Raw genomic sequence first — 15112 nt, 5'->3', positions numbered from 1 at the left:
GCTGAGTATTAAGCGTGATCTTGGCCTGATACCTTTGCAAGGGCTTCTGGGTATCCACGTTCTTGTGTCAAATCTATCGCTCTATTCTCAATATCACTTAGATTAAGTGACATTGTCACTGAGTGTGTATCTTCAATCGATACTGACTCTGCGACATCAAACCAATGCTCAGCGACCTTTTGTGCAGCCTCTAGGGTTGAGGAGGCTTTGACTACTTCAAGTCGAGCATAGCGAACACCACAGAATGAAACGTCTGAAGCTCTTAAGCTCGGATCGGTTCCCGGAATCTGCTGTGCTCCGAACAGAGGCTTACCACCTACCAGTGCAGAGCTAAAACTTGGGATGAACTGAGACATATGCGTTATCGCAGCGCGAGTTCTTAATTCAAGCTGCTCTTCACTCCAACCTGATACGATTTTCTTAAGAAGCTTAGAAGGCAGCTGAGGCTGTGATGAATCTGTTGACGATGAAACAAGCCCCCCCTCAAACAGAGTAATCCCTTCTGTCATACCGTGAAGTTGGAATACACCATCAGCGTACGGTGTTAACTGAGCCATGCCTTGCGGTGTGCCTCTCGGGCCATGGAAGATAACCTCTGGCCACTCTTCCTTACATTCCTGCGAATACGGCCACTCTGTAACGTATGCGGCTTTGAACTCAACAAGCCTTTGTTGCTTAGAACCGACAAAGTCATCCACGATGCCCGTTTCAAAGCCACTTGCATTAATCAAGTAGTCGGCCGTTAAATGACAGCTTTGGTTCTCAGCGTCTGTATAAGTCAAAGACCAGCCTTGCTCTAACGATTCAACAGATTGTAATCGGCTGTTGGTTAATACTGAGCAATTCGATTGTTGCCCCAAAGACAGTTGAGCGGTTGCAGATAAGCGGAATACACTCCAGCCATACTCTTGAACCATAGCAACAGGATACTTAAGGGTTTCTAGATCCGTATGTTTAGCGAAAGGAATACACCAATGATCAAGCGATGTTGGTTTGAGAGGCTGTGTTTGGGTAGCAAGTGCTAGTAACTCTTCTTTGCTGTACAGCTTGTAATACTCTTCCGGTTTACCAAGCACTTGGTTGCTTTTATCTTGATTAACAAGCTCAGCATAAGCGTCCTTGATTATCTTTAGACGCGGAAGTAGATCCAACGGCTCTCCACCATCACTGTGTGGAACAGCGATAATTGTCGGACGAATATTGATCGTGTGGGGAAACAAGCGGACGGTATCAATTGACTGCGTGAGCAACTGAAGACACTGCTCTACAGAAATATCTCGATACAAATTGCCGCCAGCGTGCAGGTGGCAAATTGGTGGACCATTAACCAAACTCGGCCCTTTTTCCAAGATAGTGACCTTAAAACCCAACTCACTAAAGTGAATCGCGCTCGTTGTTCCGGCAATACCACCACCAACAATGGCAATAGAAGGCTGATTTGTATCCGTTTTGTTGTGGTTCATCGTGTTCTGTAGAATAAGATTAACTGCCGCTATTCTACTTTTGTTCTGCGATGAATTAAAACACATTTTTATCAAGGTCTTAGTTAAGTGGGATTTAATATCTATGTAAAAAACATAAATAATCTCTTGACTCAATAACTCCAGATAGAGTTTTAAAGGTTATTCTAACAGTCAAAATTGTCCTAAGTGACGCCACATAAAGGCTGCATCAGTACTCTTAAAACATAGATGTTAACTTATCCCTAAAGTTATCCACCGTTTTTGTGGATAACTGTTGATAACGTTCTTGCTAAGTTGCGCAAACCCTTTGTTTACAGGGACTAACCGCTGTTCATTAAATCGGCATTATTGTGCGATTAGTTTTAAAAAACACTAAAAAATTGGAAAATTAAGGTGCGATATTCGTTACTTGTGCTACGCATTGGTTAAATAAAAAACGGTCTAAAGCGACGCCTTATAAATAGTGCATGACTAAATATAAATAATGTCACTTTTAGACCGTTCTAAGCATTTGTGAGATCTCGCTAGAGACTAGCCAAAATCCTTGTTTACTGGTGCCAACAAACGTTTGATTAAGCTATTCACTACCGCGGCCAATGTGATAAACGTTAGTACGGGTAGCGCTATCCACAGCATTGGGTGGAGTGAAGGTTCTAACTCGAAGCCAAAGTTCATTACCCCTGCAACACTGAGCTCAGAACCCATCGCAGCAATCGAGCCAGCCACTAGCGCCATTAACCCGTATTCACACCAAATAGTGTTGAGAATTCGCTTCTTACTCGCACCTAAAGTGCGGTACAAACGTATCTCTTGTTGTCTTTGAGACAAGCTCAATCGCAACAGAGTAAAGATTAGCAACAACCCTGCTACCACACCCAAAGCCGCAAGTACGGTTATCGACCAAACAATCTGTTTGAGCAACTCTTGGATCTTGCTACCCATCTTACGAATATCCATCAAACTCACGGTTGGGTGATTTCGAGAGAGTTCGTTGAGCATCTGATTATGTTGTTCTTCTAGTCGGAAGCTCACGAGCCAAGTAGAAGGAATAGAGCTCAAAACATCTGGCGTAAATATGAAGTAGAAATTCGGCTTCATTTCTCGCCACTCTACTTTTCGGATGCTGTTCACCTTGGCAGAGACATTCTGGCTGTTGATTGTGAACGATAACTCATCGCCAATCTTTAGACCCAGCTGCTCCGCGACATCGGATTCTACAGATACGCCCTGCTCTTGTGTCCAGCTGCCTTCTAACACTTCATTGTACTCAGGCAGGCTATCTCCCCAAGTGAAGTTAATTTCGCGGCTTAATGCGTCTGTTTCTTCTGAGGTCTCGCTGTATTTTGCCGCCTCAACGCCGTTAATGGTTGTGAGTCTTCCTCGTATAATTGGAAACGCTTGAGTACGCTCTACTGCGTTTGCATCAATCGTCTCGAGATAACTGTCTTTCTCATAGCTCGCAATATTCAGCGCAAACGCATTTGGCGCGTTTTCAGGTAAGGTTTGTTGCCAATCCGACAGCAAGTCACTTCTCACTAGCCATATGATCGATAGCAGCATCAAAGACAGCGCTAAAGAACCAAATTGAATCCCTGTTGCTAATGGTGTGCGATTAATTCGGCTCAATGCCAAGCGCATAGATGTCGACGTCGGCAGCTTGCCGACCAAACGCAGAACAAGCGTACTGACAATCGCGAGCACTAAGAACAGGCAAGCGATACCCGCAAGAACTATCCATACCAACAAGTTATCGCCGTACATCAGCATCATTGGAATAATAGGCACCAGCAACAACAGGTATTTCTTGTAGCTTTCATTGGACTGATGACTTGATTGAATCACGCTGATTGCCGAGGTGTTTACCAAGCCAATTAACGGAATACCAAGAGCAGGCACACCAATGAGGATGCTTGATAAAATCGCCAAAATGACAGGTTCAATACCATAGCTAGGAAGTGGTGTCGGCAACAAATCACCTAAAGGTATACGAAGTAGAAACTCTAAGCCGACCCCTATTGTAATTCCCAGTACAGCGCCGATGACCACTAACAGAGACACCTGTACAAACAACCATTTAATGATCCATTGCTTACTCGCACCCAAACTTTTAAGCATCGCAATGGTTTTACGGCGACTCGCAACATAATGTTGGCAAGTAAGTACCAAAGTGGTCGCCGCCATTATCACAACGATAGCCACAGTTAACGAAAGATATTGAGTTGTGCTCTCGAACATGTCGTTAGTGCGACTCGCAGAGTCTTGCGTGCGCCAGCGATCGCTCGGTGTTAATTCTACGCTGTCTTGCGCGGCTTTCAGTTTTGTATCATCACCGTTTAGAAACAGCCTAAAGCTTACACGACTGCCCGGTTGAATCGCTCCAGTGGCCTCGATATCGCTGGTATGAATTAGCACAGCAGGCATTTGTTGGAATGGGTTAAAGCTCAAACCTGGCTCTTGGGTGATACGCCCTGTTATCGTTAAATCGGCATCGCCAATAGTGACATTGTCACCAATTTCAACCTCAAGCTGTGCAAATATACGCTCGTCTAACCAAAGTTCACCTGGCTCAACATGGTTACTTGATGCTTTATCAGCACCCTCTAAGATCATTTCACCGCGTAATGGGTAATTACTTTCAACCGCTTTCACCGTTACTAGCTGCATCGAGTTATCACTGAATGCCATGGTTGAAAAACGGGTCAACTGAGAGCTTTCTAACTGTTCAACCTGAGTGAGGTCTAGCAAGGGTTGCGGGATTGGGTTTGCTGAAATAAACACACTATCGGCAGTAAGCGCATCTTTGCCTTGTTTAACAATCACCTGCTCCATACGTTCGGCCAATGCCGACAATGCAAAAACACACGCAATGATCAGTGTTAATGCTATGGAAACTGGCCACAACTGACCGTGTCGAATCTCTTCGACACTCCATGAGAACAGGCGTTTATTCAGTCCGTTTGATGAATTCAATTTAGACTTCCTCTATCTGACCGACATGCATCTTAAGTGTTCGTTGGCAACGTTGTGCGAGTTTAGGATCATGCGTCACTAGAACAAGCGTTGTGCCATGTGATGAGTTCAACTCAAACAACAACTCGACAATTTTGGCTGCCGTTTGTTGGTCTAGGTTGCCTGTGGGCTCATCAGCAAAAAGGATTTTTGGCTTGATCATAAAAGCACGAGCTAAAGCGACCCTTTGTTGTTCACCGCCTGATAGCTGAGATGGCAGGTGATCAAGTCTGTCTTTTAAGCCCACTGATTCAAGCAAAGCCGTCGCACGTTCGATGTCTTCGTCTTCACCTTTAAGTAAACAAGGAAGCGTGACATTTTGCAGCGCAGAAAGGCTTGGAATTAATAAGAAGCTTTGAAATACAAACCCTACCGATTCACTGCGGATCTTAGCCCTTGCTTCATCATCAAGCTGTGAAAGTGGCTGCCCTAATAAACTGATTTCGCCTTTCGTTGGCACATCAAGCCCTGCAAGCAACGTCATTAGGGTTGATTTGCCTGCGCCAGACGTGCCGACAATCGCGACAGTTTCACCTTCACGAATATCAATATCGACGTGCTCTAGGATTGTTAAATGTTCTTGATTAGTAGACACTGTCTTCGAAACAGCTTCTGCTTTAATGATGGATGTATGCATGACTCGACTAATTTCCTTTTTATTCTTTATTATATTTTCAACCGCTTCTTTGGCTCAAGATACCGAGTTAGATTCTAAGTTACTGGTACTTGGTGATAGCTTGAGTGCTGGTTATAACATGGACATCAAACAGAGTTGGCCAAGTCTATTGCCAAACGCATTAGCGAAGCATGACAAAACAGTTACCGTGGTAAACGGCAGTATTTCAGGTGACACAACCGGCAACGGGTTAGCTCGTTTACCACAATTGCTTGAAGAACATGCTCCAGACACTGTTCTTATCGAACTCGGTGCAAATGATGGCCTTCGTGGCTTCCCACCTAAGCTGATGTCTGCAAACCTTGATCAAATCATTGAGCAGATAAAAGCTGCGGGCGCCAAGCCAATTATGATGCAGATTAAAATCCCACCGAATTACGGTAAGCGTTACAACCAGCAATTTGAATACGTTTTTGCAGCGCTTGCTGATCAACAAAATGTGCCGCTTTTGCCGTTTTTCCTAGAGCATATCATCCTTAAACCTGAGTGGATGATGAACGACGGACTGCATCCAAAACCAGAAGCTCAACCTTGGATCGCTGAATTCGTCGCCGAAGAATTATATCAGTATCTTTAAGTTTTAATGGTCTAGCTCAATAAATTTTACACAGCTTTACGTTAGCCTGAGTGCATATCACCGTTAACTGTAAGGTTATTTATGCTGATCGAACCTATTATCAAGGGTGTGGTAGCCAAAAGCGCTCACCCTCTTGGCTGTCAAGAAGCCGTAAAGCAACAAATCAAGTTTGTTAAGAGTGCGCCGCAAATCAAAGATGGCCCTAAACGAGTCCTGATCATCGGCGCATCCTCTGGCTTCGGGCTTGCCGCTCGTATCGCCCTTACCTTTGGCGGTGCTAAAGCAGACACCATCGGCGTCTCATTCGAGCGCGGTCCTAATGAAAAATCCTTAGGCACTGCAGGTTGGTACAACAATATCTACTTCAGAAAAGAAGCCGAACGAGAGCAACGTACTGCGATCAACATCGTTGGCGATGCCTTTTCACAAGAGACACGCTCCCAAGTTGTCGAAGCCATCGAAACTTACTTCGAAGGTGAAGTGGATCTGATTATCTACAGCCTAGCCGCTGGCGTTAGACCTAAGCCAAATTCTGATGAGCTTTGGCGTTCTGCCATTAAGCCTATTGGTGAAAGCGTTACCGGCGCGACTATCTCGCTAGAGCACGACAACTGGGTGACAAACACACTTGCTGCAGCGACGGAAGAAGAAGCCGAAAGTACACTTAAAGTCATGGGCGGCGAAGATTGGGAGCAGTGGATAGATGAGCTTATCAACGCTGAATCCATTGCCCTAGGTTGTAAAACCATCGCATTTTCCTATGTTGGTCCAGAAGTCACGCACCCTATTTACTTAGACGGCACTTTGGGGCGCGCTAAAATAGACCTTCATCAAACAAGCCACGCGCTGAACCTTGAACTAGCAAACTTCGGCGGTAATGCCTACGCGACTGTGTGTAAGGCTCTCGTCACCAAAGCCAGTGTATTCATTCCGGGGTTAAGCCCTTACCTACTTGCTTTGTATAAAGTGATGAAAGATAAAGAGACCCACGAAGGTTGTATCCAACAAATGCAGCGTTTATTCAGCAGTAAACTCTATGGTCAATCAAAAGTCCCTCTGGACGGCGAACGCCTAATTCGTATGGATGAATGGGAACTCGATCCAGAAACCCAAGCTCATGTGACTGAGCTACTTGAAGCTATGGATGAAAACAACTTCCAAGCAATTGGCGACTATCAAGGGTTCAAAGAAGAGTTTTTACAGTTGAACGGTTTTGCTCAACCGTCGGTAGACTATAAAGAGAAACTTAATACTGATGATTTTATAAAGTTAAAGCCTTAATCGAAACTTATCTCATTACTGAGACCCAGATTCACCTTTGAAAACCTCTGCAAAATTGCAGAGGTTTTTTTGTGCAACATTTCTTATACTTAGTAAAAGTAAGATTCACAGTTTATTTGGTTCATCTTAATTAACACAGGACGTGTTGAGGCATTTAGCATAATTGACTCGGAGTCATATGAAGAAGATAAAAACGATAGACTTAGATATTCCTGACGATATGGCCTCCAGTTGGCAGAATATTGTCGACCTCTTGGCTCAAATCACTGAAGTTCCCGCCGCACTTATCATGCGCGTTCACACCAACTACATTGAAGTTTTCTCTACCAGTCGCAGTGAGGATAACCCTTACAACAAAGGCGATTCTGAAACCTTAGGCAATGGGCTTTACTGCGAAACGGTGATGGAGTCTCAGCAACAACTTGTGGTGCCCAATGCGCTTGTCGATCCTGATTGGGAAAACAACCCCGACACAAAGCTTGGCTTAATCTCTTATTGTGGCATTCCGCTATTTTGGCCTAACGGCGAATTGTTCGGCACCATTTGTATCTTGGACTCGAAAGAAAATCACTACACACCTACCTATATCAAGCTATTAGAAAGCTTTCGTACCTCGATAGAATCTCAGCTTAAAACTTTGTTTCAGCACGCTAAGCTCACCCAAATGAATCGTGACTTAAAGAACCGGGTTTACACTCGCACTAAAGATCTCGCGAGCCTCAATTATTCTTTAAACCAAGAGATCGATAAGCGAAGAGCGGCTGAACAAAAAATAAACTTCCAAAAGAATCATGACATCGGCACCGGTTTTTTGAACCGAACCGCATTCGAGTCTCGCCTAAATAACAAACTGTCGTCACAGCAAAGGCTGACGGACAGTTCATTTGCGGTGATTCATATAGGGTTTACGAATGGAAGGCGCATACAGGCTCGATATGGCTATGACGCGTTAGACCAAGTGCTGGTTGAATACCGAAAACGTATCGACAGTATCTCTGATATCGAGGTACTAACTGCACGCCCTACTTCTATCGATCTCGTACTGGCGTTCAGCGTAAAAGATTTGCACCAACGCCTAGAAGAACTTTGCCAGACGCTCGTTAAAGTCGGCCATTCAGAGTTCGATATCGACAGTGACAAAGTACATTTGCATGCGTTTATCGGGATTGCGATTACTGACAACGAAGACGATGCGGAAAGTATTCTCCAGAAATCATCAGAAGCCATGCTCGCCTGTAAAGATTCCGGGCAAAAATTCGCTTACTACTCTCAATCTCATACTGAACAACAAAGTCACATCAATAAGATTGAAGGTTATTTGCTTCAAGCTGTCCGCAATGATGACCTCATGCTCTACTTTCAACCTAAGGTATGTCCATTAACGCATCGTTGGGTTGGTGCTGAAGCCCTACTACGTTGGCGCCATCCCGTCTTAGGTGATATCTCCAACGAAACCTTGATACATATGGCCGAGCAAAACGGTTTGATTTTCGAAGTCGGAAGCTTTGTTTTGCGTAATGCGATTGAAAAAGCGAAAGAGTGGTCCGAATACGTTGAAGATTTCAAGATGGCTGTGAATGTATCTGCAATTCAACTCAAGAATGTGCACTTTGCGGAACAAGTGGTTCACCTACTCGAAACCTATCACCTAGAACCCCACTTCTTGGAACTCGAGGTGACAGAAAGTGGCCTGATTGCCGATGAAGTGGTTGCCAAGAATACCTTAGAATCGCTGCATGACATTGGCGTTACATTGTCACTAGATGACTTTGGGACGGGCTACGCCTCTTTCAGTTATCTCAAGAAATTTCCGTTCGACACGATTAAAATTGATAAGAGCTTCATCGATCAGATGCTTAACTCGCATGAAGACTCGGAAATCGTCCGTTCTATTGTCCAAATAGCGAAGAAGCTCGACCTAAAAGTCACGATTGAAGGGATAGAATCTGAAGCTCAGGAGCAATTTATTATCAACGAGGGCTGCGATGTGGGTCAAGGTTACCTTTATGGGCGGCCAATGCCGAGCCAAGAATTCGAACACAGTTTAATCAATCAAAACTATTTGGGGACAACCCGTTACGCTTAAAGCGAAAAAGAGCAGTTTGTTTTGGATTTAGGCCTACTTTCTCTTTACTCTAAAGGTGGTGATTTTTATAATCGCCGCCTTTCTGTTTTAATCTTCCCTTTATATAGGCATTCCTCGTTATGGATCAGTTGACTGCAAAGCTTAAAAAGCTCGAAAAACAAAACTTCCGCGCATATCAACAAATTAAAGGTCAATACGACTTTGCTGATTTCGAATTACACATCGACCACGTTCAAGGTGACCCGTACGCATCTTCTTCACGTTTTCGCGCAACACGCGCCTGGTCGTTAACAGGGTTAGGTTGGCTGAAAGAAAAGTCTTACGAATACCAAGTAGCAGCGCGTGATTTCATTGCACGTAGCTTCTCTGAATTTGCTAAACAAGAAACGACTGTGTCTATTGCACTAACAGGTCAAACTGTTTTGGATAACACATCTGTGGTTTTCACCGAGCACGGTATCGAAATTCGTTTTCGTATCAACTTACCGGCTGATGGGCGTAGTATTCTTGCAAAGAAAGCAATCAACATCATTACATTCTATTTGCCTAAGTTTATTCGTCGCGCAACGCTTGAACGCGAACTCAACATTGAAGCGATGATTAAGCATTGTGAAGCCGTTGAAGACCAAGACGCGTTACGTGCTCAATTGGAAGAAAACAACCTAGCGGCATTCGTAGCAAATGGCAGCGTATTACCTCGTATTGCTGGTAACTGTGACCTACCAATGAAAGGTGCGGTACCTTTCGCTGCTCCAGAATCGTTGAGTGTTACGTTAAGCACACCGAACCAAGGTGATGTGACAGGCCTAGGCATTCCAAAAGGTATCACGCTAATCGTTGGTGGTGGTTTCCATGGTAAATCTACGCTGTTGAACGCCGTTGAACGTTCTATCTACAACCATATTCCTGGTGACGGTCGTGAAGGTATCGTGACGGCGACTGATACGATGAAGATCCGCGCTGAAGATGGCCGCTGTGTTCACAACTTGAACCTATCAAATTACATCAACCATTTGCCGATGCAAAAAGACACATCTGATTTCAGTACACAAGATGCGTCTGGCTCTACATCGCAAGCGGCTTGGTTACAAGAATCAATTGAAGCAGGCGTTCAAACGCTACTTATTGATGAAGATACGTCAGCGACTAACTTCATGATTCGTGACGAACGTATGCAAGCGCTTGTATCAAAAGGGGCTGAGCCTATCACTCCACTTGTTGACCGTATTGGCCAACTACGTGAAGAGATGGATATCTCTACCATTGTTGTAATGGGTGGTTCTGGCGATTACTTAGATGTGGCTGACACTGTGATTCAAATGCACGATTACCAAGCGGTAGACGTCACTGAAAAAGCACAAGAAGTGATAGCTCAACACCCGACTCAACGTACTAACGAATGTGAGACGGCATTAGAAACGTTTGTTCCTCGTTCGTTAAACCGCGCAGCACTGATGAATATTCTTACTGACGGTAAGTTCCGTGTTAACGCGAAAGGCAAAGAGTCACTGCGTTTTGGTAAGGAATTCGCTGATCTTTCTGCATTAGAGCAGTTAGAGTCAACATCAGAAGTGAACGCGATTGGTTGGGCATGGTTCCAGTTTGCACAAACTCCGGGTTGGTCAAACAACCCTGCTAAAGAGTTTAGCGCTATCTTAAGCGATGATTGGCATGTGAACATGCCAAACTACGGTGACTTAGCGAAACCAAGAGTATTGGATGTAATGGCCGCACTAAACCGTATGCGTAAGTCTCAGTTCAAACCTTCGAACTAAGTTAGATTCAAGCATCATAAATTGTATTGACGGCTCTCATTGTGAGGGCCGTTTTTTTTATTCGCTAGCTCTATATCTAGATCTAAAGCCCTAAGACCGTCTCCTGCCTCACTTTTCTTGTTTGAAGATAAAACCCACCAATATTGTGCTTATCCTAAAAATCATGACACAGCTTTTACAAAACTATGGCGATATTCATATAAAGTTCCGACTCGACAGGTGTAACTAAATGTAACAAACCCTTGAGGCTTCAATGAATCATAAACGCGTTAAGATGCGTGACCATAAAAAAGAAGTAAATCTGTTCAAAAATCGTGTAACCGTTGCGTTTTGTGGGATCTTGCTGTTCACTCTTGTCTTAGTCGGCAACCTTTACCGACTTCAAGTCGAAAATTTTAAAAGCTATCAAACCCGTGCCGATGGCAACAGAATCAAAGTATTACCTATTCCCCCGACTCGCGGGCTTATTTACGACCGTAATGGTGTGTTACTCGCCGAGAATGAACTCGTCTTTAATCTAACGATGATTCCAGAGCAAACTGATGATGTCGATGCAATGCTTGCCAAGTTGGACAAATACATCCCGAGAGAGGCTGAGCAGATCGCTCGTTTCAAAAAGCGTTATCACAACACCCGCCGTTTCAAATCGGTCACGATATTAGAGAACCTAAGCGAAGAAGAAATTGCTAAGTTCTCAGTGCACCAGTACCAATTCCCCGGCTTATCGATTGATACCAGCTTGAAACGATTTTATCCAAATGGAGAAGTACTTACCCATGTCTTAGGATATGTCGCACACATCAATGATAGCGATCTTAAGAGACTAGAAGAAAAAGGCATCGAAGCGAATTATCAAGCGACTACCATTATCGGTAAGCTTGGTGTCGAACGCTATTACGAAGACATTTTGCACGGCACCAAAGGTTATCAAGAAGTCGAAGTAAACAGCCGTGGGCGAGTCGTCCGCACCATTGAGTATGTAGCTCCGGTAGCAGGAAAAGATATCGTATTAAATATCGACCTCGAACTACAAAAATACGTATTCGATCAGCTTGATCACCGAACAGGCAGCGCGGTCGTTCTTGACCCGAAAGACAACAGTGTACTTGCAATGGCATCAAGCCCCAGCTACGACCCGAACCTCTTTGTCGACGGTATTTCTAGCAAGAACTATCAACGTTTATTGAATGATCCTGCTCACCCATTGGTAAACCGCACGACTCTCGGCGTTTATCCTCCGGCGTCAACCGTGAAACCATTTATGGCTGTAGCGGGACTGCAAGAACATGTCATCTCCGAGGATACGATTCGTAATGACCACGGCTCATGGCAAATTCCCGGTTCCAAACGCAACTCTAAATCATGGCGAGACTGGAAACGTTGGGGTCACGGACCTGTTGACGTAACCCAAGCCATTGAAGAGTCAGTGGATTCGTTCTTCTATCAAACCGCTTTTGACTTGGGCATTGACCGTATTTCAAGCTGGATGAATCGCTTTGGTTTTGGTGAACCTACAGGTATCGATATCTATGAAGAAAGCACCGCTAATATGCCGACTCGAGAATGGAAGATGATGCGCTATCGTACCCCTTGGTATCAAGGTGACACTGTTCCTATTGGCATTGGCCAAGGTTATTGGACATCGACACCAATGCAACTGGCAAAAGCGACTTCAGTGTTGGTCAATCATGGAAAGGTGATGCCACCTCATATCCTGAGAGCAATCTTGGATCATGGTGAGGACTTTGACACACAACAACTCGTTAAACCTAAACCTATGCCGTCTATCACAGAAGTCCCTGACAAAATATGGGATGTACCTATCAATGCAATGAGACTGGTAAACCACGGTAGTCGAGGTAGCGGTAGACGCGCATTTAAGGGAACTAGCTACACCAGCGGCGGAAAATCAGGTACGGCACAAGTATTTGATCTTGCGAAAGATCAGGTCTACAACTCGAAGAAGTTGGCTAAGCATTTACTCGACCATGCGCTTTACACAGCTTTCGCACCTTACGAACACCCTGAGTATGTCGCGACGGTGGTCATTGAACACGGCAACGGTGGTTCAAAAGTCGGCGCGCCATATATCCGTAAAGTACTCGATTATGCATTTGAGCATAAAAGTGGTGAAAGCAAAGACCAGTCGTAGCAACAATAAATGAAGTAGTAACGACGCTTAATCTAGTTACAGAACATAGCGTAATGACGACAAAGCCCCACTTGTGTCACTCACAATGTGGGGCTTTCTGTTTTAGGGTTCTACTCAACTAAGCAGCTAAAAGTGCCTTTCGATTACGAGCTTCGTAATACATTCCATGCTTCACAGAGCGTCTGGAATTTCGCCGTGTTGCCCTCGTCTCTGTCTGGATGCCAGCGCAAAGCCAATTGTCGCCAGCGCTTTCTAATCTCATGGTGAGTCGCGTCCAACGGTAACTCAAACAAATTTAACGCTCGGCTTCTATCCATATCGAGTTCATCACCACCGACAAACTTTCTGTACCGAGTCCAGAACTCGTTCAGCAGCCTTTTGACTTCGCCCTCGTCCGCTTCATAGTTAATCCAATTAATGTAGTATTCTCGCAGTGGGTCTTGATGATCGATGCTGTGACTGCTTCCGTGATACCGACCATTCATCAATTCAATGTCCATCGCTTGGACTTGTAGCCAACCATCAGGGTGTAAGGTTTCTTGAAGCTGATAAAGCGCATTCATGATGAGGAAGTTCTTTTTAAACAACTCTTTCTCAGGTGCAGGGTCTAGTACCGGCACAAACCCAAGGTCGTTAAGGTGAGCCGCCAATGTGTGTACTTTCCAGCCGCTTGGCTTTTGCTTAAGCACTTCCATAATCGGCCAAAGCAATGGGTTCTCCATGTGGCAATGAAAGTTTGCTCTCACCTCTTGATGATTCGACATAGTGGACTCAGTTAGATTTTCTGTATTAATGGATGACTAGGGCTTTGGATACAATGAGCAACCTACATCATAACCATTGGCGTATCTCTTTTAATTGAAAGCGATTTTCTGCGATTTGTCGAGCTAATGGACCAACAACTTTCAAACGCTTGGCTCAAAGGCACCCTTTCATCATGAAACTGAAAGTCATTAAGTGAGTGCAACCGCCATCAATGCAGACGTGAGCCTGCGGTACAGGTACAAAAAAGGTCAGCAATTTAGCTGACCTTTGATATCTATACCAATTTTAGTACGAAATATTTCGCTAATTAGATAACGCCCAGTTCTCTTAGGCGCTCCATTAGGTACTCGTTTGCTGTGTACTTTTCAGACAGCACAACTTCCGGTTTCGGGTGAAGGAATAGAGGCAAAGAGATACGAGATTTCTCTTGGCGTTCACCTGATGGATTGATTACACGGTGAGTTGTCGATGGAAAGTAACCACCCGATGCCTCTTGAAGCATGTCACCAATGTTGATGATCATGTTGCCGAAGTCACATGGAACATCTAACCACTCGTCGTTTTGAGCTTTAACTTGAAGGCCCGGCTCGTTTGCTGCAGGAAGAACAGTCAGTAAGTTGATGTCTTCGTGTGCTGCTGCACGGATAGCGCCTGGCTCTTCGTCACCTTGCATTGGTGGGTAGTGAAGAACACGAAGCAGAGTCTGCTCACTGCCGTTGATCATTTCAGACAACGCGATAGAGAACTTCTCTTGTACTTCTTTAGGAGCATGAGCTTCAACCCATCCTAGTAGCTCTTGAGCAAAAGCATTCGCACGTTGGTAGTAATCTAGAATCTGTTCTTTCAGCTGCTCAGGGATTTGGCCCCAAGGGTATACGTGAAAGTACTCTTTGATGTCTTTTACAGTGTGGCCCTTAGCAACTTCAGACACTGAAGGTGGAAAATATCCATCTTGTGTTTCAACATTAAAGTGGAAGTTCTCTTTTTCTTCAGAGATGAAGAATTGGTACCAGTTTTCGTAAATAGACTCAACAAGCTCTTTCGGGATTGGGTGGTTCTTAAGAACACCAAAACCAGTTTCACGTAGAGAGCGAACAAATTGTTCTGCTGCGTCGTCAGCAAGGTAATCGACAGTTTCCAGTTTCATGACTTTTCTTTCTTGTTATGTAGTGATGAAGCGATTTTAAGGATCGCTTTGTTGTAAATCAAACTTTTGTGAAACTCTCGCAACCGTTTGTCTAGATACTGGGCGATAACGCCAGTTTTCAACAAATATGGTGATTACAGGTCAATTGAACACTGTTCGATATTGTGTAACACTATTAAAA

Annotated in this window: 10 protein-coding genes; 5 read left to right on the top strand and 5 right to left on the bottom strand. The window is 44.5% G+C overall.

Annotated elements, in window-relative coordinates; genetic code table 11:
• Nucleotides 1–8: 8 nt before the first annotated feature.
• From AACT19_RS16850 to AACT19_RS16840, 3 genes are all read right to left on the bottom strand, one after another.
• Nucleotides 9–1463 (bottom strand): FAD-dependent oxidoreductase, encoded by a 1455-nt coding sequence (locus tag AACT19_RS16850; RefSeq protein ID WP_076647568.1) that lies wholly within the window; start codon nt 1461–1463, stop codon nt 9–11.
• 531 nt (nt 1464–1994) lie between these two features.
• Complete coding sequence (locus AACT19_RS16845) at nt 1995–4433, bottom strand: ABC transporter permease (RefSeq protein ID WP_017095555.1); 2439 nt, start codon at nt 4431–4433, stop codon at nt 1995–1997.
• 1 nt (nt 4434) lies between these two features.
• Nucleotides 4435–5109, bottom strand: coding sequence for an ABC transporter ATP-binding protein (locus AACT19_RS16840; RefSeq protein ID WP_004730959.1), 675 nt, complete (start codon nt 5107–5109; stop codon nt 4435–4437).
• Here AACT19_RS16840 and AACT19_RS16835 point away from each other — a divergent pair.
• From AACT19_RS16835 to mrdA, 5 genes are all read left to right on the top strand, one after another.
• A complete protein-coding gene (locus AACT19_RS16835; RefSeq protein WP_004730957.1) occupies nt 5108–5725 on the top strand; it encodes an arylesterase in 618 nt (205 codons plus the stop codon). The two genes, AACT19_RS16840 and AACT19_RS16835, sit on opposite strands and share 2 nt — an antisense overlap.
• An 81-nt stretch (nt 5726–5806) precedes the next feature.
• Entirely contained in the window at nt 5807–7006 is a 1200-nt protein-coding gene (gene fabV / locus AACT19_RS16830) for an enoyl-ACP reductase FabV (protein WP_076647566.1), read from the top strand.
• 178 nt (nt 7007–7184) lie between these two features.
• Complete coding sequence (locus tag AACT19_RS16825) at nt 7185–9092, top strand: bifunctional diguanylate cyclase/phosphodiesterase (protein ID WP_076647563.1); 1908 nt, start codon at nt 7185–7187, stop codon at nt 9090–9092.
• Nucleotides 9093–9211: 119 nt separating this feature from the next.
• Nucleotides 9212–10867 (top strand): ABC-ATPase domain-containing protein, encoded by a 1656-nt coding sequence (locus AACT19_RS16820; protein ID WP_076647560.1) that lies wholly within the window; start codon nt 9212–9214, stop codon nt 10865–10867.
• A 253-nt stretch (nt 10868–11120) separates the two neighbouring features.
• Nucleotides 11121–13019, top strand: a complete 1899-nt coding sequence (mrdA, locus tag AACT19_RS16815) for a penicillin-binding protein 2 (RefSeq protein WP_017081099.1) — start codon at nt 11121–11123, stop codon at nt 13017–13019.
• Between the two features lie 143 nt (nt 13020–13162).
• Here mrdA and AACT19_RS16810 read toward each other — a convergent pair whose 3' ends face one another.
• Entirely contained in the window at nt 13163–13783 is a 621-nt protein-coding gene (locus tag AACT19_RS16810; RefSeq protein ID WP_017079221.1) for a DNA-J related domain-containing protein, read from the bottom strand.
• A 308-nt stretch (nt 13784–14091) separates the two neighbouring features.
• Nucleotides 14092–14931, bottom strand: coding sequence for an isopenicillin N synthase family dioxygenase (locus AACT19_RS16805; protein WP_004730947.1), 840 nt, complete (start codon nt 14929–14931; stop codon nt 14092–14094).
• Between the last annotated feature and the right edge of the window lie 181 nt (nt 14932–15112).

It is taken from the genome of Vibrio sp. 10N.222.47.A9 (assembly GCF_963872585.1).
GTDB lineage: Bacteria > Pseudomonadota > Gammaproteobacteria > Enterobacterales > Vibrionaceae > Vibrio > Vibrio splendidus.
The sequence above is the reverse complement of the archived record's forward strand: the minus strand, read 5'-3'. Positions and strand labels throughout refer to the sequence as shown.